The sequence below is a fragment of the Duganella sp. 3397 genome, from assembly GCF_031456625.1.
Classification (GTDB): Bacteria; Pseudomonadota; Gammaproteobacteria; order Burkholderiales; family Burkholderiaceae_D; genus Rugamonas; species Rugamonas phyllosphaerae.
The window spans coordinates 12,263-37,052 of the sequence record NZ_JAVDVB010000006.1; the positions used below are offsets into that span (position 1 = coordinate 12,263).

Sequence of the window (24,790 nt, forward strand, 5' to 3'; positions counted from 1 at the left end):
CATGGATACCCTGCCAGCCACCACGCCAGTCATCCTGCCCGACTACGCCGAGTTGCAGGTCTTTAGCAATTTCAGCTTCCTGCGCGGCGCCTCGCCGCCCGAGCAGCTGGTGCAGCGCGCCCACCAGCTCGGCTACAGCGCCATCGCCATCACCGACGAGTGCAGCCTGGCCGGCGTGGTACGCGCCCACGTGGCCGCCAAGGAATGCGGCCTGCAACTGGTGATCGGCAGCCAGATGGCGATCACGCCCGAAGACGGCAGCCCGCCGTTCAACCTGATCATCGTCGCCACCAACAAGAACGGCTACGGCAACTTGAGCGAGCTGATCACCGTGGGCCGCATGCGCGCCGACAAGGGCACCTACCTGGTGCGTCCGCGCGACATTGCCCAGCCGACCGGCGACCTCGTGCATTTGCGCGGCCTGCCCGACTGCCAGTTCATCCTGGCGCCGCGCTACTGCGCGCCCTACGAAGAAGTGGAGCGCCACGCGCAATGGCTGCTGCACAACGCCCCGGGCCGGGTGCGCATCGCACTCACGCTGCACCACCGCACCCGCGACGCGCTGCACCGGCGCATGGTCGACGGCATCTCCGAAGAATTCGCGATTCCCGTGGTGGCCACCGGCGACGTCTGCATGCACCTGCGCTCGTATAAACCGTTGCAGGACACCATGACCGCGATCCGCCATGGCATCCCGGTGGCGCAGTGCGGCTACAAGCTCGCGCCCAATGCCGAGCAGCACCTGCGCTCGCGCGTGCGCCTGGGCAACCTGTACCCGCGCGCGGCGCTGGACGAAACCGTGCGCCTGGCGCGGCTGTGCGAATTCTCGCTCGACGAGCTGCGCTACGAATACCCGCACGAGCTGGTGCCCGACGGCGAAACGCCGGCCAGCTACCTGCGCAAGGAAGCCTATATCGGCGCCCACTGGCGCTACCCGCACGGCATACCAGCCAACGTACAGGCCCTGCTGGAGCGCGAGCTCGACATCATCGCCGACCTGCAATACGAGGCATATTTCCTCACCGTGTACGACATCGTCCGCTTCGCCCGTGGGCAGCACATCCTGTGCCAGGGGCGCGGCTCGGCCGCCAACTCGGCCGTGTGCTATTGCCTGGGCGTGACCGAAGTCGATCCGTCGCGCGGCACGCTGCTGTTCGAGCGGTTTTTATCGAAAGAGCGCAACGAGCCGCCCGACATCGACATCGACTTCGAACACCAGCGCCGCGAAGAGGTGCTGCAATACGTGTACAACAAGTACGGCCGCATGCGTGCGGCGTTGACTGCCGTGGTGATTTCCTACCGACCGAAAAGCGTGCTGCGCGACGTGGGCAAGGCGCTGGGCGTGGATCTGTCGGTGGTGGACAAGGTGGCCAAGGCGTCGCACAGCTGGGGCGGCCGCGCCGACCTCGAACAGCGGTTGCTCGACTGCGGTTTCGATACCAGTTCGCCGATCGTGGAAAAATGGAACTACCTGGCCGACATGCTGATGCATTTCCCGCGCCACCTGAGCCAGCACCCGGGCGGCTTCGTCATCTCGCACACCAAGCTGTGCCGGCTGGTGCCGATCGAGAATGCCGCCATGGAGGACCGCAGCATCGTGCAGTGGGACAAGGACGATCTCGATGCGGTCGGCCTGATGAAAGTGGACTTGCTGGCGCTCGGCATGCTCAGCTGCATCCGCCGCACGCTCGATCTCGTCTCCGAGCGGCGCGGCCAGCGTTTCGAGATGGGCGACATCCCGGCCGAAGATCCGGCCACCTACGACATGATCTGCCAGGCCGATACCATCGGCGTGTTCCAGATCGAGTCGCGGGCGCAGATGTCGATGTTGCCGCGCCTGCGGCCGCAAACTTTTTACGACCTGGTGATCGAGGTGGCCATCGTGCGACCCGGACCGATCCAGGGCGAGATGATCCACCCGTATTTGCGGCGCCGGCAAGGTATCGATCCGGTGTCGTACCACAGCGATGCCATCAAGGGCGTGCTCGAGAGAACCCTGGGGATTCCGATTTTCCAGGAGCAGGTGATGCAGATCGCCATTGTCGCTGGTGGCTTCACGGCCGGTGAAGCGGACCAGTTGCGGCGGGCCATGGCAGCTTGGAAACGCAAAGGGGGACTGGGGCCATTCCAGGAAAAACTCAAGGCCGGCATGAAGGCGCGCGGCTACCCGCCGGAGTTTGCGGAAACCATCTTCAACCAGATCAAGGGCTTTGCCGAATACGGTTTTCCCGAATCGCACGCGTCGTCGTTCGCCCTGCTGGCCTATGCCTCGAGCTGGCTCAAGTGTCACGAACCGGCAGCCTTCCTGGCCGCGCTGCTCAACTCGCAGCCGATGGGCTTTTACTCGCGCTCGGCGCTGGTGCAGGATGCGCGCCGCCATGGCGTGGAAGTGTACGCGGTCGACGTGGCGGTCAGCACCTGGGAAGCGGCGCTGGAACCGGCCGCCAACGGCATGCCGGCGGTGCGCCTGGGCCTCAACAACGTCGATGGCATGGAACGGGACGCCGCCTGGCGCATCGAAGAAGCGCGTGCAGTGGCGCCATTTGCCGACACGTCCGACCTGGCCGCCCGCGCCGGCCTCGACGCGCGCCAGATGACCCACCTGGCCAGCGCCAACGCCCTCGCCGCGCTGGCCGGCAACCGCCGGCAAGCGATGTGGCAAGCCGCCGCCAGCGTACCCGACAAGGGCCTGCTGCGCCCGGCCACGGTGGTGGAAGACGCCATCGAACTCGACGCCCCATCGGCTGCCGAAAGCGTGGTGGCCGACTACCGCCACCTGGGCCTCACGCTGGGGCGGCACCCGGTCTCGTTCCTGCGCGAACGGCTGTACAAGATGCGCTTCACGCCCTCGGACGTATTGATGGGATTTAGCAATGGCCAGCTGGCGCGCGGCTGCGGCATCGTCACCGTGCGCCAGCGTCCGGGCACGGCCAAGGGCGTGGTCTTCATCACGCTGGAAGACGAAGCCGGCACCATCAACGTGATCTGCTGGAAAAGCCTGGTGGAACAGCAGCGCCGCGAAGTGATGGGCTCGCAGCTGCTGGGCGTGTACGGCGTGTGGCAGACCGAAAACAATGTGCGCCACCTGGTCGCCAAGCGACTGGTGGACCTGTCCCACCTGCTGGGCGCACTCGACACAAGGTCGCGCGATTTTCATTAAAGTGTTGAAACACATTCCACCACACGCCCATGGCCAAATTCTGCCGAGCCTGCCACACTGCGTTCCATCAAAAATACCATCTCTTCAGGAACCCGCATGCAAGCTAAAAACACCTCCGTACCATTCATCGCCGCCGCCACTACTGCCTTGCTGATTCAGCTGGCGTTCCCGACCGCAGCCCACGCCGCCGCGCCCGTTGCCGCCGTGCCGGCCGCGCGCACGGTCGGCACCATCGAAGCAGTTCACCAGTTCCAGACCGGGCCGATGCCCACCGGCGTGACGGTTTCGGCCAAGGGGCGGATTTTTGTCAACTTCCCGCGCTGGGGCGACGACGTACCGTTTACGGTCGGCGAACTGCGCAACGGCGCCGTGGTGGCGTACCCCTCGCAAGCGGCCAATACCTTCGACGCGAAAAAACCTGCCGACACCTTGTCTAGCGTGCAAAGCGTGGTGGTCGACGCGCTGGACCGGCTCTGGATCCTCGACCCGGCCGCGCCTGGCTTCCAGACCCGCATTGCCGGCGCGGCCAAGCTGGTGGCCGTGGACCTGGCCACCAACAAGGTCGTCAAGACCATCATCATTCCCGCCGACGTGGCGCTCGATACCACCTACCTGAACGATGTGCGCTTCGACCTGCGCGCGGGCAAAGCCGGCGTGGCGTACATCACCGATTCGTCGGTCTCGGGACCGGGCGCCATCATCGTGGTCGATATCGACAGCGGTCGCAGCTGGCGCAAGCTGAGCGGCCATCCATCGACATCGCCAGACCCTGCCTTCGTGCCGTTCGTCGAAGGCCAGCGCCTGGCCCAGCGCGCACCCGGCAAGGCGCCGCAGCCGTTTGCCGTGGCGGCGGACGGCATCGCGCTCTCGGCCGATGGCGCCACGCTGTATTACAGCCCGCTTTCGAGCCGGCACCTGTACGCGGTGCCGACCAAGCTGTTGCTCGATGCCGGCGCCAACGATGCAGCTCTGGCCGCTGCGGTACGCGACCTGGGCGAAAAAGGCGCGTCCGATGGCCTGGAAGCGGACGACAAGGGCCGCCTCTATGCCGGCGACTACGAGCACAACAGCATTCACCAGCGCCAGGCCGACGGCCAGTGGACCACCCTCGCGTCCGATCCGCGCATGCTGTGGCCCGACACACTGTCGGTCGGCCCCGATGGCTACCTGTATTTCATCGCCAACCAGCTGCACCGCCAGGCCGGCTTCCACGACGGCAAAGACCTGCGCCAGAAACCGTACATGCTGTTCCGCACCCGCATCAACGCCGGTCCCGTGATGCTGAAATAAGCATGCAGCAGGAACGCACCGGGCAGCCGGTGCGTTACCATAGCGGTTGGAAATTTTTACAGTTCACCAACCTCGGGACACCGCTTGATGCGCGCCACCACATTATTGCTTTCCCTGCTGATCGCGGCCACGGCCGGCGCCGCATCGGCCGGCCCGGCCCGGCAACTGGCCGGCATCACCGCCAGCGGCGAACTGCGGGTGGGCACGCCTGCCGACTACAAGCCCTACACCTACCGGCTCGGCCACAGCGGCGACTACCTCGGGCTCGATATCGACCTGGCGGCCGGCCTGGCCAAACGCCTCGGCGTCAGGCTGACCATGGTGCCCACCAGCTGGCCCACCTTGCTCGCCGACTGGAACGCCGACAAGTTCGACATCGCCGTCGGCGGCATTTCCATCACGCCAGAGCGCCAGCAGCATGCGCTGTTTTCGATCGCTTACCAGCGCGATGGCAAGACCCCGATCACGCGCTGCGACAACGTGCAACGCTTCCAGACGCTGGCGCAGATCAACCAGCCCGACGTGCGCCTGATCGTCAACCCGGGCGGCACCAACGAACGCTTTGCCCGCAGCAATGCGCCGCGCGCGCAACTGACGGTCTACCCGGACAACGTCACCATCTTCGGCCAGATCGCCGCCGGCAAGGCCGACCTGATGATGACCGACGCCATGGAAACCCGGCTGCAACAACGGCTGCACCCGGAACTGTGCGCGGTGCACCCGGATCAGCCATTCGATACCGCCGACAAGGCCATGCTGCTGCCGCGCGATCCCGCGTTGAAAGCGCTGGTGGACCAGTGGCTGCAGGAGCGTATTACCAGCGGTGCCCTGCAACAGGACGTGGAACACTGGCTGGCATTCCCCTGGGCGCTGGAACCGTTACGCCAGGCCATCGACCAGCGCCTGCTGCTGGCCGAACCGGTCGCGCGCGCCAAGTGGAACCGGCAAGCGCCGATCGAAGATTTGCCGCGCGAAGCGCTGGTCATCGCTGCCGCCGTCAAGCAAGGCAGCGCGCTCGGTTTGCCGGCGCAGCGGGTGGAGGCAGTGTTCCGGGCGCAGATCGAAGCGTCAAAAACCGTGCAGCGCGAACTGTACCAACGCTGGACTGCACAGCACGCGGGCCGGTTCGACGACGCGCCCGACCTGGCCACCGACATCCGCCCCAAGCTCGATCGGATCACCACCGAACTGCTGGCGGCGCTGGCCGCCAACCAGGCCATCCTGCTTGACGCTAACCGCCGCGACGAGGTCGCGCAAGCGCTGCGCACGCTCGACGCCACCGCGCTCAGTGCCGCCGCGGCGCAGCAGGCGCTGGCACCACTGATTAACTTCCAATAAGGCCCTGTTTTGCATAATATTGAACTCATCGGCGCCAGCCTGTTTGCGCTGGCCCTGCTCCATACCTTCGCCGCCAAATCGTTCGGCACCCTGGCCCGCCGCCACCCGCGCCATGCCGGCCTGTTCCACCTGCTGGGCGAAGTGGAGGTGGTGTTCGGTTTCTGGGCGTTCGTGCTGATACTGGTCATGGCGCTGGCCAACGGTGGGCAGTCGGCCATCGCCTATGTCGAATCGCGCCATTACACCGAGCCGTTGTTCGTGTTCACGGTGATGGTGGTGGCCGCCTCGCGCCCGGTGCTCGATGCGGTGCAGCGCCTGTTGCTGGCGCTGTCGCGCAAACTGCCGCTGCGCACCGAAGTGGCGCTGGCCTGGTTCGGCTTGGCGCTGGTACCGCTGACCGGCTCGCTCATTACCGAACCGGCCGCCATGACCTTGGCCGCGATGACCTTGGCGCCGCTGATCTTCCGTGCCGGCATGCCGGAGTGGCTCAAGTATGGCGCGCTGGGCGTGTTGTTCGTCAACGTCTCGATCGGTGGCACGCTGACGTCTTACGCGGCGCCGCCGGTGCTGATGGTGGCCGGCACCTGGGGCTGGGACAGCGCCTTTATGGCCAGCCACTTCGGCTGGAAGGCGGCACTGGCAGTCGTCGTCAACGCCACCGTTGTCAGCTTCATGCTGGCGCCGCACCTGCGCCCGATTGCCGCCAACGAAATCCAGGCCACACCGGGCGCCGATGCCGCCGACACGCCGAAGGTGCCGCTGGCCGTCACCGTGATCCACCTGGCCTTCCTGGCCGGACTGGTCGTGTTCAGCCACCACCCCGTGCTGTTCCTGGGCCTCTTCATGTTATTCCTCGGCTTTACCAGCGCCTACGAGCGCTACCAGTCGCCACTGATCATCAAGGAAGCGCTGCTGGTCGGTTTCTTCCTGGCCGGGCTGGTGGTGCTGGGCGGCATGCAGCAATGGTGGTTGCAGCCGATCGTCGAGAGCCTGTCGCCGCTGGCGCTGTTCTTCGGCGCCACGGCCCTGACGGCGATTACCGACAACGCCGCCCTCACCTATCTCGGCTCGCTAATTAACGGCATCACGCCGCAGGCGCAATACATGCTGGTGGCGGGCGCCGTCAGCGGCGGCGGCCTGACCGTGATCGCCAACGCCCCCAACCCGGCCGGCGTGGCGCTGCTGCGGCGCGGCTTCAACGATGAATCGGTCGGCATGATGGGACTGCTGCTCGGGGCGCTGGGACCGACAGTGGTTGCCGCTGCCGCGTTCCTGCTGCTATAAGCGATGGCGCGCCGGGCCTGGGGCGCCAGCGTCGCGATCCTGATCCAGGGCGCCACGTTATGGCTGTTCCTGGCGCCGGTACGCCAAGTGGCGCAGGAACCTGCTGGCGTGCGCTCCTCGATCCTGATGCGGAAATCACCGACCATTACACCGCGGCCGACGGCCTGGTCTACACCAGAATCACCCGAGGCCAGCACACGACAGTCTGGAAGGCATCATGTCCGGCGGTGCCTGGCAAAAAACTCCAGCATCATGCGGGTGGCGTCCGGTCCGGCCTTGGCGTTGAATTTGAGGGCGGGATCGCCGCCGCTCCAGGCGTGGTCGAGGGCATCGATGCGGGCTACCCGCAGCAGCAGCTTGCGTCCGTCGTAAAAATCGTCGATGCGGTGGGCGTTGTGGCGGGCGTTGCTGCCCTGGGCCTTGTGGGTAATTTTTGCCGGCGCATCATGCGCCAGGCCGTTGATGGCCAGTCCCTGGCGCGCCAGTTGCATCTGGTTGATGGGACGCACCACGCTGTCGCCCTCGCCTGCGATCAAGATCGTCGGCATGCCGGGGAAGCGCGCATGGCGGGCCAGCACTTCGCGCACGGCCAGGTCGGCGCGCAGGGCGGCGCCGTGCTGCATCACTCCCAATGCGCCCATGGTGCTGTGGCCGGCGCCGAACACGGGGCCGGAATGCAGGCCCACGGCGGCAAACAGTTGCGGATGATTGAGAGCCAGGATATTGGCCATGCCGGCCCCGGCTGAAATGCCGGCCACGTACACCCGCGAACGGTCGATGGCGTAAGCGCCCGCCACCTTGTCGATCATGGCCACGATAGTGGACACGTCGCCGCCGCCATCCTGGGTGGCGCGGTCATACCATTTCCAGCAGCGCTGGGCCTGGTTGCTGACCAGTTGTTGCGGATAGAGCACGGCGTAACTCTTGCGCTCGGCCCACTGGTTCATCCGCGTACCCTGGGCGAACTGGGTGGCGGTCTGATGGCAGCCGTGCAGCATGACGATTAGCGGCAGGCCTTGTGCGACGGCTTCCTCGGGGATATTTTGCGGCAGGTACAGCCAGAAGCTCATGCGGTGGCCGTTGGCACTCTCGACGTGGGAGGTCAGCCATTTGCCGGGCGCGGTGTTGGTAGTTGCCGGCGCTGGCGCGGACCTGCGGGCCGCCGGCTTGGCGGTCGAAGGCGCTGGTTTGACCGACGGGGTGGTTGAAGAGGCCTTCGGCTTGGCACGGGCCTTGCGCTTGGGCGCTGACGCTGGCGCTGGCGTCAACATCGCCGTCATCAGCTTATTGACAGCAACGCCATGGCGCGCAGCCTTGATCGACGTGCGCATCAGACTGCGGAGCAAACCAGCGGCTTTCTTCATCGGGCCTCCTAGGCTTCGGGGTCAGTGCCGACATTCGGACATCGGAGAACTCTTTGGTTGAAGTGTAATTCAATAAATAAGTTCAAAAATGTCCGAATGTCGGCACTGACCCCGAACTTGGTTAGCGTTGCATCGATTCCCACACTTTTTGCAGGCGCTTCACCGATACCGGCATCGGGGTGCGCAGTTCCTGGGCGAATAGCGAGACGCGCAGCTCTTCCAGCATCCAGCGGAACTCGACCAGTTTCGGGTCGGTGTTCTTGCCGGCGCTCTTGTCGCGGTGCAGGCGCTGGTACGGCGTGGCAGCCAACTGCCAGTCGGCCATCAGCTTGGCGTCGCGGGCGGGGTCGGCGCGCAGCTTTTCGATGCGCACGTTCATCGCCTTCAAGTAACGCGGGAAGTGCGCCAGCTGGCTGTAGTCGTTGTCGGACAGGAAGCGCTTGTGCACCAGGCCCTGCAACTGCCCTTGCATGTCGGCAGCTGCCGCTTGCGGCAAGCCTTGCAGGCGCTTGGGCAGGCCGTGGAATTCGGTCAGCACCTGCGACAGCAGGCGCGCCACTTCGTTTACCAGCAGCACCAGGCGTGACTTGCCCTCGTCCTTGCGCCTGGTAAAACTGGCGGCATCGACCGGCAACGGGTCTTGCAGGCAGGCGATGTCGAGCGCCTTGTTGATGATCTCGTCGCGCAGTTCTTCCTGCGTGCCCATCGCCATGTACTGCATGCCCATCTGCTGCAGGTTGGGGATGCTTTTCTCGATGAACTTGATCTGGTCCTTCATCTGCAAGGCGAACAGGCGGCGCAGGCCCTGGCGGTGGGTACGCGCTGCCACCGTCGGGTCGTCGAAGACTTCGAGGTCGCAGTGGGTGCGCTTGTCCACCAAGGCGGGGAAACCGATCAGCGTCAGCTTGCCTTGGGGGATTTCGAGCAGTTCGGGCAGTTCGCCGAAGGTCCAGTTGGTGAGGTTGGTCAGGTTGGAAGGTGCGGCGGCAGTTTGATTACCTGGGGCGGACGACGATGCACGCTCAGTATGGATCCCCGCGTTCGCGGGGATGACGGACTTTGCGCTGACAATGCTGCTTACGCCCGCCGTTTTCGAACCGGATGCAGTCGTGCCCGACGTCTCCGCCATCTTCTGGAAACTCTCGCGCGCCTGGGTGCCGAATTCGGCTTGCAGGGTGGCCAGGTTGCGGCCCATGTCGAGTTGACGGCCGTGCTCGTCGATCACCTTGAAATTCATGAAGTGATGGGCCGGCAAGGTTTCCGGCTTGAAGTCGGTGGTCAGCACGGCAATTGTCAGTTGCTTGCGGATGTCGGCGATGATGGCGTCGATCAGGTCGCCCCGGCCAAACACGCCTGCCTCGTTCACGCGCTCGCAGAATTTGGCCGCGTAGTCGGGCAGCGGCACGCAGTGGCGGCGCAGCTTTTGCGGCAAGGATTTCAGCAGCAGGTGGACTTTTTCTTTCAACATGCCCGGCACCAGCCACTCGCAGCGCTCACGCGGCAGCTGGTTCAGTGCGTACAGCGGCACGGCCAGGGTCACGCCATCGCGCACGCTGCCCGGCTCGAAGTGGTACGTCAGGCCCAGCTCCAGGCCGGTTACCGACATGATCTTCGGGAACAGTTCGGTGGTGACGCCGGCCGCTTCGTGGCGCATCAGCTCGTCGCGATTGAGGTACAGCAGCTTCGGTTCGGCGGCGGTGGCGTCCTTGTGCCATTTTTCGAAGCCGGCGCCGTTGACCACGTCGGCTGGAATCAGCTTGTCGTAAAACGCGGCGATCAGTTCATCATCGACCAGCACGTCGAGGCGGCGCGACTTGTGTTCGAGGTTTTCGATTTCTTTGATCAGCTTGTGGTTGTGGGCGAAGAATGGCGCGCGCGTCTCGTAATCGCCGCCGACCAGTGCATCACGAATAAAAATTTCGCGCGCTTCGGTCGGGTTGAAGGCGCCGTAGTTGATGCGGCGCTGGCTGTACACAACCAGCCCGTACAGCGTGGCGCGTTCGGACGCGGTCACCTGCGCCGAGCGTTTTTCCCAGCGCGGCTCGCCCCACGATTTTTTCAACAGGTGACCGCCCACTTTTTCCAGCCATTCCGGCTCGATCCGGGCCACGCAGCGCGCGTACAGGCGCGTGGTGTCCACCAGTTCGGCCGCCATGATCCACTTGCCCGGCTTTTTCAGCAGCGACGAGCCCGGCCAGATATGGAACTTGATACCGCGCGCGCCCAGGTAACCGGCGCCCGGTTCGTCTTCGCTCTTGAAGCCGATATTGCCGAGCAAACCGGTCAGCAGCGCCAGGTGCAGGTTTTCGTACGTGGCGGGCAGTTCATTGACGCGCCAGCCCTGCTCTTTCACCAGCGTGACCAGTTGCGAATGGACGTCGCGCCATTCGCGCAGGCGCAGTTGCGAGAGGAAATTGGTACGGCAGTTGTCCATCAACTGGCGGTTGGTTTTCTTGTGCTCGATGGCGTTTTCGAACCACCGCCAGATTTTCAGGTAGCTGAGGAACTCGGATTTTTCATCGGCGAATTTTTTATGCGCCTCGTCGGCCGCCTGCTGGTGTTCCATCGGGCGGTCGCGCGGGTCCTGCACCGACAGCGCCGAGGCGATGATCAGCACTTCGCTCAGGCACACGTTGTCGAGCGCGGCAAGGATCATGCGACCCACGCGCGGGTCGAGCGGCAGCTTGGCCAGCTTCTGGCCCAGCGGCGTCAGCTGGTTGTATTCGTCGACCGCACCGAGTTCCTGCAGCAGCTGGTAGCCGTCGGCAATCGCCCGCGCCAGCGGCGGCTCGATGAACGGGAAGCTTTCCACGTCGGTCAGGTGCAGCGACTTCATGCGCAAGATGACGGAAGCCAGCGACGAGCGCAGAATTTCCGGCTCGGTAAACTTGGGGCGCAGCAGGAAGTCCTGCTCGTCGTACAGGCGGATACACACGCCATCGGCCACGCGCCCGCAGCGGCCGGCGCGCTGGTTGGCGGCCGACTGCGCGATCGGCTCGATCTGCAGCTGCTCCACCTTGTTGCGGTAGCTGTAGCGTTTTACCCGCGCCAGGCCGGCATCGACCACGTAGCGGATACCGGGCACCGTCAGCGAGGTCTCGGCCACGTTGGTGGCCAGCACGATGCGACGCGCATTGCTCACCTTGAACACGCGTTCCTGCTCCTCGGCCGACAGGCGCGCGAACAGCGGCAGGATTTCCACGTGCGGCGGGTGATGCTTGCGCAGCGCTTCGGCGGTGTCGCGGATTTCGCGCTCGCCCGGCAGGAACACCAGCACGTCGCCTGAGCCGAGGCGCGCCAGCTCATCGACCGCATCGACTACCGCATCCATCAGGTCGCGCTTCTCGCGCGCGGCGGCGGTGCGCTGGCCTTTGCCTTCGGCGTTGGCAATCGCGGCGGCATTGCCGCCCGGGTTGGCCTTGTTTGGGACATCGCTGTCGATCGGCCGGTAGCGCACTTCTACCGCGTAGAGGCGGCCCGACACCTCGATCACCGGCGCCGGCTGCTCGGGCGTGCCGAAGTGGCGCGAGAAGCGCTCGGCGTCGATAGTGGCCGAGGTGATGATGATCTTTAAATCGGGCCGGCGCGGCAGCAATTGCTTGAGATAGCCGAGCAGGAAGTCGATATTGAGGCTGCGTTCGTGCGCCTCGTCGATGATGATGGTGTCGTAGGCTTTGAGCAGCGGATCGGTCTGGGTTTCGGCCAACAGGATACCGTCGGTCATCAGCTTGACCGACGCGCCTTTTTGCAGGGTGTCGGCAAAACGCACCTTGAAGCCCACGTGCTGGCCCAGCGGCGAATTGAGTTCGGCAGCGATGCGCTTGGCGGTGGACGACGCGGCGATCCGGCGCGGCTGGGTGTGGCCGATCAGGCCTTTCTGGCCACGGCCCAGTTCCAGGCAGATCTTCGGCAACTGGGTGGTTTTACCGGAGCCGGTCTCGCCGGAGACGATGATCACCTGGTTGGCCTGCAACGCGGCGGCGATCTCGTGGCGGCGGCCGGAGACGGGCAAGTCTTCCGGGAACGTGATGGGCGGCAGCGGCGTGCGGAAATTGCGCTCCGCTTCCCGGGCTTCGCGCGCGGCTTCGCGGGCAGCCTGCTCTTCCGGCGTCAGGCGCGCGCGATCAGCTTTACCCCGCACGGCAGAACCTGGGGTCGGACCCCGTACGGGGTCCGACCCCGTCCTGCTGCGGGGTGCGCCTCTTAAAGCCTGTGCTAACTGGCTTTGTGGACGGGTCTGGGGGCTTTTAGGCTTGTTGCTGGCTTCTGACATTGTTTTTTACAAGTATAGGGTACGGAATTCGCGCACCGAATTATAATGCCGGTAATGGAAAACCCTACCCAATTCGTCCAATGGCTGCGTTCAGTCGCGCCGTACATCCACGCCTTCCGCGGCAAGACCTTCGTGGTCGCCTTTCCCGGTGAACTGGTTTCCGCCGGCGCCTTGCAGGTGCTGGCCCACGATCTGTCGCTGCTGCACGCGCTCGATATCAATGTGACCGTGGTCTACGGCTCGCGCCCGCAGGTGGCCGAGCAGCTGGCCCTGCGCAATGTCGAGGGGCGCTTTCACAACGGCGTACGCATCACCGATACGGCCGCCATGGAGTGCGCCAAGGAAGCCGCCGGTGAGCTGCGCCTTGATATCGAAGCCGCGTTCAGCCAGGGTTTGCCCAATACGCCGATGTCGAATGCGGCAATCCGTATCATTTCCGGCAACTTCATCACGGCCCGTCCGCTGGGCGTGATCGACGGCGTGGACCTGGAACTGACCGGCGTCACCCGCAAGGTCGATGCCGAAACCATCCACTCCATCCTCGGCTCCGACGGCCTGGTGCTGCTCTCGCCGCTGGGCTTCTCGCCCACCGGCGAGGCGTTCAACCTGACCATGGAAGACGTGGCGTGCAGCGCGGCGATCGCCCTGCATGCCGACAAGCTGGTCTTCATCACCGAAACACCGATGATGACCGACGCCGGCGGCACCGAAATTCGCGAGCTGTCGTCGCACATGGCCGAAGCGGTGCTGGGCGCCGGCTTCCTCGACGACGCCACCGCCTTCTACCTGCGCCACTGCATCAAGGCGTGCGACAACGGCGTGGAACGTTCGCACATCGTGCCGTTCGCGATGGACGGCTCGGCCCTGCTCGAATTGTTTACCCACGATGGCGTGGGCACCATGATCTCGCACGAAAACCTCGAATCGCTGCGCAAGGCCACCATCGAAGACGTGGGCGGCATCATCAAGCTGATCGAGCCGCTGGAAGCGGACGGCACCCTGGTCAAGCGCGGCCGCGAGCTGATCGAACGCGAAATCGACTATTTTTCGGTGATCGAGCACGATGGCGTGATCTTCGGCTGCGCCGCGCTGTACCCGTTCCCGGAACACAAGATGGCCGAAATGGCATGTTTGACGGTGAACCCGGAAGTGCAGGCCCAGGGCGACGGCGAGCGCATTTTGAAGCACATGGAAAACCGCGCGCGGGCGCTGGGCGTGACCAAGCTGTTCGTGCTCACCACGCGCACGTCGCACTGGTTCCAGAAGCGCGGCTTCGTGCCGGCCACGGTCGATGCGCTGCCCAAGGATCGCCAGCACATGTATAACTGGCAGCGCAAATCCCAGGTCCTGATCAAATCTTTATAAATAAGTCTTTATAATGACGTTTTTACGTTACAGCTTTAGGAGCAAGACAGATGGCCCGCACCGTACATTGCATTAAACTCAACAAAGAAGCCGAGGGCATGGATTTCCCACCAGTTCCTGGCGAAATGGGCAAGAAGATCTACGAGTCGGTTTCGAAAGAAGCGTGGGCCGCGTGGATGAAGCACCAGACCATGCTGGTCAACGAAAACCGCCTGAACCTGGCAGACCTGCGCGCCCGTAAATACCTGGCGCAGCAGATGGAAAAGCATTTCTTCGGCGACGGCGCCGATGCGGCGATGGGCTACGTGCCACCGACCGAGTGATACCCGAGTAATCCCGAGTGATACGTTAACGGTTGGTCCGTCATCCCCGCGGAGGCGGGGATGACGGATTTCAAGCTAACGTAGCTCCCCGTAGTATTCAGAACTTCAGGGTTTTCACGCCCTCTGCCATTCCCAGCAGGCACACATTGGCGCCGCGCGCGGCAAACAGCCCTACGGCGATCACGCCCACGATCTGGTTGATCTGCGCTTCCAGCGCCACCGGGTCGGTAATCGACAATCCCGACACATCGAGTAACTGGCCGCCGTTGTCGGTCACGAACGCGTCCTGGCTCCCCGGCTGCAAGCGCAGCTTCGGCACGCCACCGAGCGCGGTCAATGCGCGTGCTACCGCTTCGCGCGCCATCGGCACCACTTCCACCGGCAGCGGGAATTTGCCCATCACGTCCACCAGCTTGGACCCGTCGGCGATGCAGACGAACTGCTTCGAGACCGACGCCACAATCTTTTCACGCGTGAGCGCCGCGCCGCCGCCCTTGATCATGGCGCCGGAAGCGTCGATCTCGTCGGCGCCGTCGATGTACACGGCGATCGATGGCACGTCGTTGAGGTCATACACCTCGATGCCGTGGCCGCGCAGGCGGGTGGCGGTCGCTTCGGACGACGCCACGGTGCCCTTGATGCGGTGCTTGATCTTGGCCAGCTCGTCGATGAAGAAGTTGGCGGTCGAGCCGGTGCCGACACCGATGATTTCGTTGTCCACCACGTAGTCGATGGCGGCGCGGGCTACGGCTTGTTTCAATTCGTCTTGAGTCATGGTTTTTCTACAAATAAAAGGAATGGCGGGGAAATCAGTGGCGCTATTTTAACGGATAGCTGCCAAGCAAAACCCTATTATGCGAGAATGGGTCATAGATCCCAGCCAGGAGGTGACATGACCGACGTTGCAACCGAGCAAACGAAAACCGTGTTGATTGTCGATGACAGCCGCGTCTCGCGGATGATGGCGCGCCAATATATTCTGCACCTGCAACCGGGCTGGAACGTGGTCGAAGCCGGCACTGGCGAAGAGTCGCTGGACAAGGCGCGCACAGCCCTGCCCGACCTGGTGCTGATGGACGTCAACATGCCCGGCATGGGCGGCATCGCCGCCGCCGAGCAACTGCGGCGACTATCATCCACGCTACCGATCTCCCTGCTGACCGCCAACGTGCAGTCGGCCACCCGCGAGCGGGCCGAAGCGCTGGGTCTGGGCTTCATGGAAAAGCCGATCACCGAGGCGCGCATCGCCCAGTTGCTGGCCCTGGCGGGAGGCTGACATGGTCAACCTGTCCGAGCTGGAAAACGATGCGCTGATCGAAATCTTCAATATCGGCGTGGGCCAGGCCGCCGCCTCGATGAGCGCGCTGGTCAGCGAGGAAGTGCGCATGTCGGTGCCGTCGATCAGCTTCATCAGCCGCGCGGACGCGGCGCGCCTGCTCGGCAGCCGCCTCGCTGTCGAGGCCGACGCGCCGGACCGCATTTGCGGCGTCAGCCAGCACTACGAAGGCGCGTTCGATACCGACGCCATCCTCATGTTCCCCGAAGACAAAAGCCTGGAACTGGTGCGGCTGATGGTCGGCGAAACCGTGTCCCTGCAAGAGCTGACCGACATGGAGCAGGAAGCCATGTGCGAAATCGGCAACATCATCCTCAATGCCTGCATCGGCACGCTGGCCAATGTGTTTCAGCAGGAGCTGCGCGGATCGTTGCCGGAATACCACGTCGGCACCAGCAACGAGATCCTCGGCGTCTCCGGCAGCGAGCAAGGCAGCGTGGTGCTGATGCTGCACATTGATTTCGCGCTCGACAAGCACCAGATCCTCGGCTACGTCGCCTTTGTGCTCGACGTTTCGGCGCTGCACGACCTCAAGGAACAGATCACCCGCTACATCGCGCGCGCGATGGGGCAAGCCTGAGGTGGCGCACTTGCCGATTGCACGGGACCCCTCGCTGGAGTTGCTGCACAGTGTGCTCAACGCGATCACCCTGGGCGCGGTGGTGCTCGACTCCGAGCGCCGCGTGGTGCTGTGGAACGACTGGATGAGCAGCTACGCGCAGATCCCGCGCGAGCAGGCGCTGGGCGCCGACTTCCTGGCGCTGTTCCCGGCCCTGCGTGGCAGCCGGGTGGACGCAGCCATCGACCAGGCCCTGCGCCACCATTTTCCTTCGCTGCTGTCGCAGTCATTGAACAAGGCGCCATTCCCCTTGTACGCCAATGCCGCAGCGGCGCGGCTGGACGAGCGCCTGCAACAGGCGGTGGCGGTCACGCCGGTCGAGGTCAGCGGCGCGGCGCGCCACTGCCTGATCCAGATCACCGATGTCAGCATTGCCGTGGGCCGCGAAAAGCTGCTGCGCGAACAAACCCTGGTGCTGCGCTCGCAAACCTTTGCCGACGGGCTGACCGGCATCGCCAACCGCCGCCATTTCGACGTCGCCATCGAGCGCGAACACCGGCGCGCGCGCCGCCATGGCACGCCGCTGTCGCTCCTGATGATCGACATCGACCACTTCAAGGCCTATAACGACCACTATGGCCACCAGAAGGGCGACCAGTGCCTGATCCAGGTGTCCGCCGCCCTGGCAGACATGCTCAGGCGCTCGGCCGACCTGATGGCGCGCTATGGCGGCGAGGAATTCGCCGTGATCCTGCCCGACACCGACGCCGCCCAGGCCGCGCAGATGGCCGAAGCGATCCGCGCCCGCGCCCAGGCGCTGGCGATTGCCCATGCGCACGGCGGCGATAGTGGCGTGGTAACGGTCAGCATCGGCGTGGCCACCCGCAGCGCCGCGTCGCCGGTGGACATCGACACCCTGATCGGCAACGCCGACCGTGCCCTGTACCGCGCCAAGAAAAACGGCCGCAACCGGGTGGAAGCGCAACTGCCCGGATAGCACACATCACCAGGAGACCTCACTTGCCCGACACCGCCACCCTCGCTACGCCATTGCGGCGCATTGCCGACCTGCCCGGCCCGCGTCCCTGGCCGCTGGTGGGCAACCTGCTGCAAATGCGGCCACTGCGCTTTCACCAGGACGTGGAGGCATGGTGCCGCGAATACGGGCCGCTGTTCCGGATGTCGCTCGGACCGGTCCAGGCGCTGGTGGTGTGCGACCACAAGCTGGTCTCGGCTGCGCTGCGCGACCGCCCCGACGGCTACCGCCGCCCGGCTGTTACCGAAAACATCGCCAAGGAAATGAAGGGCCGGCCCGGCGTGTTCCTGGAAGAAGGCGCGGCGTGGCGCGAGCAGCGGCGCATGGTGATGGCGGCGCTGGCGCCGCACGCGGTCAAGGCCTATTTCCCGTCGCTGGTCGCGGTGGCGCTGCGGCTGCAACGGCGCTGGGCCACCGCTGCCGACTGCGGCGCGACCATCGACCTGGCCGATGATCTCAAGCGCTACAGCGTGGACATCGTGGCCGGCCTGGCCTTCGGCACCGAGGTCAATACCCTCGACGGCGGCGAGGACGTGTTACAGCGCCACATGGACCGCATCCTGCCGGCCGTGTCGAAACGTTCGCTGGCGCTGTTTCCGTACTGGCGCTACGTCAAGCTGCCGGCGGACCGCGAGCTCGACCACAGCATCGCCGCGCTCAACACCGCCATCGACGCCCTGGTGGCCGAAGCGCGCGTCCGCCTGGCAGCCGACCCGGCACGGCGCGCACGTCCCGCCAACCTGCTCGAAGCGATGATCTGCGCGGCCGAAGACGATGGCACCGGCCTGGCCGAAGACGCCGTGGCCGGCAACGTCACCACCATGCTGCTGGCCGGCGAAGACACCACCAGCCACACGCTGGCCTGGATGCTGTACCTGCTGCAGCAAAATCCGGCGGCGTTGCAGGCAGCGCGCGCCGAAGTGCAGCGCGTGGCGCCCGACGCCAGCGCCTTCACCATCGAGCAGATGGACGCGCTCGACTACATCGACGCCTGCGCCCAGGAAGCCATGCGCCTCAAACCAGTGGCGCCGTACATTCCACTCGAGGCGCTGCGCGACAACGTGGTGGGCGACGTCGCCGTGCCGGCCGGCAACCTGGTGTGGCTGGTGATGCGCCACGACAGCGTCAGCGACGACCACGTGGCGCGCGCCGCCCAGTTCGACCCAAGCCGTTGGCTCGATAGCGGCGCCATGAACAAGCAGGTGTCGATGCCGTTCGGCGCCGGCGTGCGCACCTGCCCCGGGCGCTACCTGGCACTGCTGGAAATCAAGATCGCCACCGCCATGCTGCTGGGCAGTTTCGACATCGCCTCGGTGGCGACTGCCGACGGCAGCGCGCCGCAGGAGCTGTCCGGTTTTACCATGTCGCCGATCGGCCTGCGCATGCGTCTGCGTCACGCATCAACTTCCGGAGTATGAGCATGCGCTTCAAGTTCGAGACCCGGCGCCACGGCCGCTGCCTGGCGGAAGCAGAGCATAGCGGCGACCAGGTCGCCATCGACATCTGGTGGGACCAGAACACCGATCCCAAGCGCGTGGAATACCTGCTGCACATCAAGGACCTGCCGCTGCCCAAGCAGATACCCGAGGGCGGCGCCCTGCAGGACGCGGTGCGAATCGCCGTCAACCACTTCGAAACCTTCAAGGTCAAGGACGGCGACGACTTCGAATTCCACTGCAGCCGCATCACCATGCGCTGGGACGGCAAGTTGTACAATAAAATGGGTGGCTGATCACGCTGCGCAATGGGCCGCGAAGCCTGTCTGCCCCGGCGCCAGTTCGTCGCGCAGGGTCAGCGCCGGAATCTCGTAATCGCCAGCGTTCTGCGGGCGAAACGCAATCGGCGCAGTGGTGGCCAGCGTGTCGAGGCGTTGCGCCAGTTGCGCGCTCAGTTCCGCGAATTTCGCCTCATCGACCTTGCCGGTGCGGTACACCACGAACGGCGGCAGCACCGCGAACCCCGGGTAGAACAAAATACCGTGCTGGATCGGGAACAGCAGGTCGTCGATCGGGCCATTGATGCCGCGTGCGCTGTAGTGCGATTCCCAGCCGCCGGTGGTCACCATCAGCATGGCGCGCTTGCCGGCCAGGTTGCCCTCGCCGTAGCGGTCGCCCCAGCGCTGGTCCGAGTGTTCACCCACGCCATAGGCAAAACCGTTGGCATACACCCGGTCCACCCAGCCTTTCAATATTGCCGGCATCGAAAACCACCACAACGGAAATTGCAGGATCACCGTATCGGCCCAGCGCAGCTTTTCCTGCTCCAGCGCGATGTCGGCGCTTTGCCGGCCACTGTCGTAGGCCAAGCGGGAGTCGAGCGACGCATCGAATCGCTCACCGGCTGCACCGTCGAGGCTGTCGTGCGCATCGAGCGCCGGCTTCCACTGCATCGCGTACAGGTCGGAGACCTGTACCGCGTGGCCGGCAGCTTCGAGGTGGCGCACGGCAAAGTCCTTGAGCGCGCCGTTGAGCGACCGTGGTTCGGGGTGGGCGTGGACGATCAGAATATTCATATGATGCTCCTGTTGGTTGGATGCACACAGCGTAAGGTCCGCTCAGGTATATTGGAAATGAATTCCCAACATAGCAGGTATTGTCATGATTAATCTTAGGCGACTGGACCTGAACCTGCTGGTCACGCTCGACGTGCTGCTGGCCGAGCACAACGTCACCCGCGCGGCGCTGCGGCTGAACCTGTCGCAGCCGTCGGTCAGCGTGCACCTGGCGAAATTGCGCGACATCTTCAGCGATCCTTTATTGCTGCCCGGGCCGCGCGGCATGAAGCCCACCGCGCGCGGCGAAGAACTGCGCGAGCCGTTGCGCCTGGCACTCGAGGCGCTGGGACAGGCAGTGGCGCCAGCCAGCGCCTTCGATCCGGCCAGCGCCACCAACACCTGGCGCGTGGCCGCCACCGACTACGGCGAATCGACCATCGTGCTGCCCGCGCTGGCAAGCTTGCGCCAGCAGGCGCCCCGCACCCGGCTGGCAGTGGTGGAACTGGCGCCCGACCGCATCACCCGCCAGGCCGAACAGGGCGAGATCGACCTCGCCTTCCACACCAGCGCCGGCGCGCCACCGGGCCTGCGCCGCCGCACGCTGTTTGCCGAACGCTACTTGCTGGCAGGCCGCGCAGACCACCCGCGCCTGCAGCGCAAGCCCACACTGAAGCAATTTTGCGCGCTCGAACACGTGCTGGTCTCGAACAGCGGCGGCGGCTTTTACGGCGTCACCGACGAGGCCCTGGCGCAGGCGGGATTGACGCGACGGGTGGCGCTGTCGGTGCCGCACTTCCTGTTCATGATCGCGGCGCTGGCGGCCACCGACCTGGTGGCGATGGTGCCCGAACGGCTGGTGCGCGGCAACCCGGTCTTGAAAACCGTCGCCCCGCCGGTCGCGGTCCCGGGCTACGAGATGGCGATGCTGTGGCACGAACGCGCGCACCGCGATCCGGCGCACCAATGGTTGCGTGCGCAGATCCAGAGCGCAGTGAGGCCCGGTTCGTTGTAGTTGACGCCAGCGCGATCAAGGTGTTACTGTACTACCCGTGCTAGTACAGTAGATAAAACCATGAACCTGCCGCGCCGTAGTCCGCTGATGTTACAAATCGCCACCGGCGATCCACGCCCGATCAATCGCCAGATCGTTGACGGGGTCAAGCGCCTGATCGCCAGCGGTGAGCTGGTCGTCGGCGCCGGCCTGCCCAGCGTGCGCGGCCTGGCCACGCAACTGGCCGTCAATCCCAACACGGTCGCCAAGGCCTACACCGAGCTCACCACGGAAGGCTGGCTCGACGCCCGCGCCGGGCTGGGCCTGTTCGTGGCGACGCCGCGCCAGCGCCTGTCCGATACCGAGCGTGAGCGTCGCCTCAACGAGGCCGTGGTGCGCTTCGTGGGCGACGTCATCTCGCTCGGTTACCCGGACCAGGTGTTGCTCGACCGGGTAGCGGCCGAGCTGACCCTGATCGCGCCCAAACATCGCGGCTGAGCCGCCCTCCTCCACTGCTCCATCACCCCCACCCGAGACCCAGATGAACGTGCCCCCTCCCGTCGCCGCTGGCGACAACCTGATCGCCACCGACGCGCTGACCTTGCAGTTCAAGGGCAAACTGGCGCTCGACCACCTGACCATGACCGTGGCGCGCGGCGGCATCCACGCCGTGGTGGGCGCCAACGGGGCCGGCAAGTCGTCGCTGTTTCGCGTCCTGCTTGGCTTCCAGGCCGCAACCAGCGGCAGCGCCCGCGTGCTCGGCTGCGACAGCGAACACCTGACGCCGGCGCTGCGCGGACGCATCGGCTTCGTCAACGACGAGCACACCCTGCCGCCCTGGATGCGGGTGGACGAGGTGACGGCGCTGCAGCGAAAACTGTACCCGGCCTGGAGCGACCAGCGCTACCACGCAGTGCTGCGTCACTTCAACCTGCAGCCGGCGCACCGCGTGGCCGAACTTTCGCGCGGCGAACGCGCCGGCGTCAGCCTGGCGCTGGCGCAGGGGCCGGAGCTGCTGATCCTGGACGAACCGACACTGGGACTGGACGTGGTGGCCAAGCGGGTATTCCTGACCGCGCTGATGGACAGCAGCTACCACGATGGCGCCACCATTCTGTATTGCTCGCACCAGATGGACGAAATCGAACGCGTAGCCGATCAGTTGATCATTCTCGAGCGCGGCCGGCTGCTGCACGCGTCGGCGCCCGACGATTTTTGCGCCCGCATGCGCTTGTGGGTGGCCGAGGGCGAACTGCGCGCACCCGATCTCGCGGCCCTGCCCGGCGTGCTGCAAATCGAGCACATCGACGGCTGCACGCACGTGGTGGTGTTCGACCAGGGCGAGCACTTCGCCACCCGATTGCGCCGGCTGGGCGCCGGCAGTCTCCACCAGATGCCGATTGGCCTCGACCGTGCGGTCAATGCCATGCTGTCGCGCAACCATGCCGGCAGCGCGTTTCCCTTGCCCGTTGCACAACCCGCCTGAGGATTTTCACCATGTCCGACCTGTTTTTCAGCGAGTGCCGCCGCTACCGGCGCGCCGCCCTGATCGCCTTCCTCGCCCACCTGGCGCTGCTGCTGTACCTGAGCCGCCACAACGTGCTGCTGGCAGCGCCCTTGCATATCCAGATCCTGGCACTGCTGATCTATGCGCTGGCCGGGCTCGGCTTCGCGCTGCACCAGTTCGCGAGCTACCGCCGGCCCGGCCGCTGGCTGTGGCTGCTGCACCGGCCGCTGCCGCGCCGCGCCATCTTCGGTGCGCTGACCATGGCGTCGGCAACCATGATCGTGCTGGTCATCGGCTTGCCGTTGCTGATCGTGGTGGCCGGTAACGACTGGTTCCACGTCCGCATCGTGGACCTGCGCCATTACGTGATGGCGCCTTACGTGGCGCTGATCGTCATCGTCGGCTGGCTGACCGGCGCTGCCCTGCTGCTCGCGGCCAACCGCTTGGCGGTGCTGATCCTGGCGCTGCCAGGCGTCATGCTGCTGCACGAGTCGAGCGCGCTGGCGCTGCTCGCTGCCAGCGTGGTGTGCGCACTGCTGATGGCCGCCGTGGTCTATGCCAGCTTCAAGCCCAACCGCGCCACGCCGCCGGACGGCAGCCTCGCCACTGTGCTGGCGGCCGTGCCGCTGGTGCTGGGCCTGTACCTGCTGGTGCCGGCAAGCGCCCTGTTCGGGGTGCAGTGGGGCGTCTCGGCCATGCGCGACCATGCTTACCAGGCGCCGGTACCCGGCACCGACGCCGAGGTCCGCAACGCCAGGAGCGGTGACCTGCTGCGCGATGGCCTGCGCGGCGCAACCGATGCGCGCGCCGAACGCTGGCAGCGCGAACTGCCGCAGGTCACGCCGCAAAGGCTCATGCAGTTGCCGGTCATCTTCGGGGTGCCACAGCAGTTGTCAAACAAGGACACGCCAAGCGGCAAGGTCGGTGACACCCAACTACTTTCCTTCAGCCACGACACGATGCGCTTCGTGGTGACCGATATGGCGACTGGGGCCACCGTGGCAACGCTGGGGCCGGACGGCATAGGTACCGCGACTGCCTTTCCGGCCGTGCCAGCACTGGTGGGCAAGGTATTGCTGCCACATACGGTCATGCAATTCAATAACGACAATTCGGGTTTCATGACGCTGGCTACCTTGCCCGCCGACGAGCAGTACGTGGCGCGCCCGGTCGAATTCGGTTATACGGCGATGCTGCTGACCGACCGCCGCCTGATCGCCTACGCCACCTCGATGAAGGAAGCGCCCTACCGTGAACGCTACAGCGTGGCGTTGCCGCTGCCGCTGGGCGACCTGACCAGGATCGACGTGGCGTCGTTGTCGGACGGTGCGCTGGTGTCGTTTTCCGGCGGAGCTGCCAGGTCCGCCGGCGTGGAAGGCAAACAGGTCGTGGTGTTTGTCGGCGCCGATGGCCGCGCCAGCACCGTCGCCACCCGCGCGATCGCGCCCAATGACTGGCCGCTGCTGCAACAAGCGGGCTGGTGGTTGTCGCCGGTGCTCGACGTCGTCACTGCGCTGCCCGCGCGCATACTGCCGAACAACGACCTGTATGCCGCCAGCTTGAGGACAGCGGGCCTGCCGCAACGCTCAGCCGCGATCTGGACCGCGGCATTGCTGTCGCACCTGCTGGCGGTAGCCGGCGCCTGGCTGTGGCGCCGCGGCGCGCTGCGCTACCCGGGCCGCCCGGTCGGCGCGGGCTGGTTGCCGGCCTGCCTGGTGTTCGGCCTGCCCTGCCTGGGGGCGTTGATGGTGATGTACCCGCACCGCGCCAACAGCAAAGCCCGTACCGACGCCACCACGCAACAGGTGGTTGCTTTGTAGCTATTGGGGTACGCTGCGCTTGCGGCGCATCAAAATCTCCGGCAGCGCTTGCAGTATATGTATAGGATATGCATAATCCTGAAACAGCCATCGAATTCGATTCGTTCAAGGCCAAGCTGAACCATGCCAAGCACGGCGTCAGCTTCGCCCAGGCCGAAGAAACGTTGCACGATTTGATGGCGGTGACGGTCGAGGATCCTGACACTGTCGGCGAGCAACGCTTCGTCACGCTTGGCGCCGATGCCAACGGACGATTGTTGATCGTGGTGTACACCATGCGCGGCGAGCACATCCGGCTGATCTCCGCGCGCAAGGCCAGCAAAGGCGAGACGAGGCGAGGCGAGGAACTATCATGCGCAATGATTACAATTTTACCGAAGGCAAACGCGGCGCGGTGGTGCAAGCCACGGGCAAAAGCCGCATCACCATCATGCTCGACGACGACGTGCTGGCGTTTTTCCGCGAGCAGGCCGAGGCGCAGGGCATCGGCTATCAAACCCTGATCAACGCCGATCTGCGCAAGGCGATGCAGCCGCCACAAGGCCCGACGCTGACCGTGGCCAGCTTGCGCAAGGTTCTCAAGGAAGAACTGGCGGCGTTCAGAACCCTCGGCGCCTGAGGTCAAAAAAAACGACGCCGCAGCGTCGTTT

At 65.1% G+C, this 24,790-nt stretch carries 20 protein-coding genes and 2 pseudogenes; 18 read left to right on the plus strand and 4 right to left on the minus strand.

From position 1 onward, the window contains the following. Window position 1: 1 nt before the first annotated feature. The 5 genes and pseudogenes from J2X54_RS19885 to J2X54_RS19900 all read left to right on the plus strand — a co-directional run bounded on the left by J2X54_RS19885 (window position 2) and on the right by J2X54_RS19900 (window position 7,072). Window positions 2-3,160 (plus strand): error-prone DNA polymerase, encoded by a 3,159-nt coding sequence (locus tag J2X54_RS19885; RefSeq protein ID WP_310182940.1) that lies wholly within the window; start codon window positions 2-4, stop codon window positions 3,158-3,160. 96 nt (window positions 3,161-3,256) lie between these two features. Then, window positions 3,257-4,450: an L-dopachrome tautomerase-related protein gene (locus J2X54_RS19890; RefSeq protein ID WP_310182943.1), complete on the plus strand. Its 1,194-nt coding sequence runs from the start codon at window positions 3,257-3,259 to the stop codon at window positions 4,448-4,450. Window positions 4,451-4,537: 87 nt separating this feature from the next. Beyond that, window positions 4,538-5,317: pseudogene (locus J2X54_RS25755) on the plus strand (transporter substrate-binding domain-containing protein); the annotation flags it as partial. Then, window positions 5,291-5,788 (plus strand): gamma subclass chorismate mutase AroQ, encoded by a 498-nt coding sequence (aroQ, locus tag J2X54_RS25760; RefSeq protein ID WP_404990943.1) that lies wholly within the window; start codon window positions 5,291-5,293, stop codon window positions 5,786-5,788. The pseudogene J2X54_RS25755 and the gene aroQ, both read left to right, overlap by 27 nt. Window positions 5,789-5,797: 9 nt before the next feature. Further along, window positions 5,798-7,072, plus strand: a complete 1,275-nt coding sequence (locus tag J2X54_RS19900) for a putative Na+/H+ antiporter (protein ID WP_310182951.1) — start codon at window positions 5,798-5,800, stop codon at window positions 7,070-7,072. A 215-nt stretch (window positions 7,073-7,287) separates the two neighbouring features. On the opposite strand, the gene J2X54_RS19905 is transcribed toward J2X54_RS19900, so the two are convergent. Both J2X54_RS19905 and hrpA read right to left on the minus strand, forming a co-directional pair. Beyond that, complete coding sequence (locus J2X54_RS19905) at window positions 7,288-8,436, minus strand: PHB depolymerase family esterase (RefSeq protein WP_310182954.1); 1,149 nt, start codon at window positions 8,434-8,436, stop codon at window positions 7,288-7,290. A gap of 121 nt (window positions 8,437-8,557) precedes the next feature. Further along, entirely contained in the window at window positions 8,558-12,709 is a 4,152-nt protein-coding gene (hrpA, locus tag J2X54_RS19910; protein ID WP_310182957.1) for an ATP-dependent RNA helicase HrpA, read from the minus strand. A 54-nt stretch (window positions 12,710-12,763) separates the two neighbouring features. On the opposite strand from hrpA, the gene argA reads away from it, so the two are divergent. Both argA and J2X54_RS19920 read left to right on the plus strand, forming a co-directional pair. Then, on the plus strand, window positions 12,764-14,074 hold the full coding sequence (gene argA, locus J2X54_RS19915) for an amino-acid N-acetyltransferase (RefSeq protein WP_019922773.1): 1,311 nt from the start codon (window positions 12,764-12,766) through the stop codon (window positions 14,072-14,074). A gap of 50 nt (window positions 14,075-14,124) precedes the next feature. After that, window positions 14,125-14,397 carry an oxidative damage protection protein gene (locus J2X54_RS19920; RefSeq protein ID WP_019922774.1) on the plus strand — a complete coding sequence of 91 codons (273 nt, stop codon included), beginning with the start codon at window positions 14,125-14,127 and terminating at the stop codon, window positions 14,395-14,397. A 97-nt stretch (window positions 14,398-14,494) separates the two neighbouring features. Here the strand turns inward: J2X54_RS19920 and rpiA are convergent, their stop codons facing one another. Then, a complete protein-coding gene (rpiA, locus tag J2X54_RS19925; protein WP_310182961.1) occupies window positions 14,495-15,172 on the minus strand; it encodes a ribose-5-phosphate isomerase RpiA in 678 nt (225 codons plus the stop codon). 117 nt (window positions 15,173-15,289) lie between these two features. Here rpiA and J2X54_RS19930 point away from each other — a divergent pair, with 117 nt between their 5' ends. From J2X54_RS19930 to J2X54_RS19950, 5 genes are read left to right on the plus strand one after another with little or no spacing between them, the layout of a single operon-like run. Next, on the plus strand, window positions 15,290-15,673 hold the full coding sequence (locus J2X54_RS19930; RefSeq protein WP_310182963.1) for a response regulator: 384 nt from the start codon (window positions 15,290-15,292) through the stop codon (window positions 15,671-15,673). A 1-nt stretch (window position 15,674) separates the two neighbouring features. Continuing rightward, window positions 15,675-16,313, plus strand: coding sequence for a chemotaxis protein CheC (locus J2X54_RS19935; RefSeq protein ID WP_310182965.1), 639 nt, complete (start codon window positions 15,675-15,677; stop codon window positions 16,311-16,313). 10 nt (window positions 16,314-16,323) lie between these two features. Beyond that, window positions 16,324-17,289, plus strand: a complete 966-nt coding sequence (locus tag J2X54_RS19940; RefSeq protein ID WP_310182966.1) for a diguanylate cyclase domain-containing protein — start codon at window positions 16,324-16,326, stop codon at window positions 17,287-17,289. A 23-nt stretch (window positions 17,290-17,312) separates the two neighbouring features. Beyond that, on the plus strand, window positions 17,313-18,746 hold the full coding sequence (locus J2X54_RS19945; protein ID WP_310182969.1) for a cytochrome P450: 1,434 nt from the start codon (window positions 17,313-17,315) through the stop codon (window positions 18,744-18,746). Between the two features lie 2 nt (window positions 18,747-18,748). Further along, window positions 18,749-19,060: a hypothetical protein gene (locus tag J2X54_RS19950; protein ID WP_070248741.1), complete on the plus strand. Its 312-nt coding sequence runs from the start codon at window positions 18,749-18,751 to the stop codon at window positions 19,058-19,060. On the opposite strand, the gene J2X54_RS19955 is transcribed toward J2X54_RS19950, so the two are convergent. Continuing rightward, window positions 19,061-19,840 carry an NAD(P)H-dependent oxidoreductase gene (locus J2X54_RS19955; RefSeq protein WP_310182971.1) on the minus strand — a complete coding sequence of 260 codons (780 nt, stop codon included), beginning with the start codon at window positions 19,838-19,840 and terminating at the stop codon, window positions 19,061-19,063. 85 nt (window positions 19,841-19,925) lie between these two features. Between J2X54_RS19955 and J2X54_RS19960 the strand changes: the two genes are divergently transcribed. From J2X54_RS19960 to J2X54_RS19985, 6 genes and pseudogenes are all read left to right on the plus strand, one after another. After that, on the plus strand, window positions 19,926-20,834 hold the full coding sequence (locus J2X54_RS19960; RefSeq protein WP_310182973.1) for a LysR family transcriptional regulator: 909 nt from the start codon (window positions 19,926-19,928) through the stop codon (window positions 20,832-20,834). A 60-nt stretch (window positions 20,835-20,894) separates the two neighbouring features. Beyond that, the gene (locus tag J2X54_RS19965; RefSeq protein ID WP_084640703.1) at window positions 20,895-21,311 is read left to right on the plus strand and encodes a GntR family transcriptional regulator; all 417 of its coding nucleotides are present in this window, start codon (window positions 20,895-20,897) and stop codon (window positions 21,309-21,311) included. A 43-nt stretch (window positions 21,312-21,354) separates the two neighbouring features. Beyond that, a complete protein-coding gene (locus J2X54_RS19970; protein ID WP_310182977.1) occupies window positions 21,355-22,299 on the plus strand; it encodes an ABC transporter ATP-binding protein in 945 nt (314 codons plus the stop codon). An 11-nt stretch (window positions 22,300-22,310) separates the two neighbouring features. Beyond that, window positions 22,311-24,140 carry a hypothetical protein gene (locus J2X54_RS19975; RefSeq protein WP_310182978.1) on the plus strand — a complete coding sequence of 610 codons (1,830 nt, stop codon included), beginning with the start codon at window positions 22,311-22,313 and terminating at the stop codon, window positions 24,138-24,140. 68 nt (window positions 24,141-24,208) lie between these two features. Next, window positions 24,209-24,457: pseudogene (locus J2X54_RS19980) on the plus strand (BrnT family toxin); the annotation flags it as partial. Window positions 24,458-24,492: 35 nt separating this feature from the next. Beyond that, a complete protein-coding gene (locus J2X54_RS19985; protein ID WP_310182979.1) occupies window positions 24,493-24,759 on the plus strand; it encodes a BrnA antitoxin family protein in 267 nt (88 codons plus the stop codon). Window positions 24,760-24,790 lie beyond the last annotated feature (31 nt).

Bases quoted from the DNA above. Each gene is read 5' to 3' on its own strand.
- J2X54_RS19920 (WP_019922774.1), top strand. From the start codon at position 14,125: ATGGCCCGCACCGTACATTGCATTAAACTCAACAAAGAAGCCGAGGGC.
- argA (WP_019922773.1), top strand. From the start codon at position 12,764: ATGGAAAACCCTACCCAATTCGTCCAATGGCTGCGTTCAGTCGCGCCG.
- J2X54_RS19935 (WP_310182965.1), top strand. From the start codon at position 15,675: ATGGTCAACCTGTCCGAGCTGGAAAACGATGCGCTGATCGAAATCTTC.
- J2X54_RS19885 (WP_310182940.1), top strand. From the start codon at position 2: ATGGATACCCTGCCAGCCACCACGCCAGTCATCCTGCCCGACTACGCC.
- rpiA (WP_310182961.1), bottom strand. From the start codon at position 15,172: ATGACTCAAGACGAATTGAAACAAGCCGTAGCCCGCGCCGCCATCGAC.
- J2X54_RS19950 (WP_070248741.1), top strand. From the start codon at position 18,749: ATGCGCTTCAAGTTCGAGACCCGGCGCCACGGCCGCTGCCTGGCGGAA.
- J2X54_RS19975 (WP_310182978.1), top strand. From the start codon at position 22,311: ATGTCCGACCTGTTTTTCAGCGAGTGCCGCCGCTACCGGCGCGCCGCC.
- J2X54_RS19955 (WP_310182971.1), bottom strand. From the start codon at position 19,840: ATGAATATTCTGATCGTCCACGCCCACCCCGAACCACGGTCGCTCAAC.
- hrpA (WP_310182957.1), bottom strand. From the start codon at position 12,709: ATGTCAGAAGCCAGCAACAAGCCTAAAAGCCCCCAGACCCGTCCACAA.
- J2X54_RS19965 (WP_084640703.1), top strand. From the start codon at position 20,895: ATGAACCTGCCGCGCCGTAGTCCGCTGATGTTACAAATCGCCACCGGC.
- J2X54_RS19970 (WP_310182977.1), top strand. From the start codon at position 21,355: ATGAACGTGCCCCCTCCCGTCGCCGCTGGCGACAACCTGATCGCCACC.
- J2X54_RS19960 (WP_310182973.1), top strand. From the start codon at position 19,926: ATGATTAATCTTAGGCGACTGGACCTGAACCTGCTGGTCACGCTCGAC.
- J2X54_RS19890 (WP_310182943.1), top strand. From the start codon at position 3,257: ATGCAAGCTAAAAACACCTCCGTACCATTCATCGCCGCCGCCACTACT.
- J2X54_RS19930 (WP_310182963.1), top strand. From the start codon at position 15,290: ATGACCGACGTTGCAACCGAGCAAACGAAAACCGTGTTGATTGTCGAT.
- J2X54_RS19985 (WP_310182979.1), top strand. From the start codon at position 24,493: ATGCGCAATGATTACAATTTTACCGAAGGCAAACGCGGCGCGGTGGTG.
- J2X54_RS19905 (WP_310182954.1), bottom strand. From the start codon at position 8,436: ATGAAGAAAGCCGCTGGTTTGCTCCGCAGTCTGATGCGCACGTCGATC.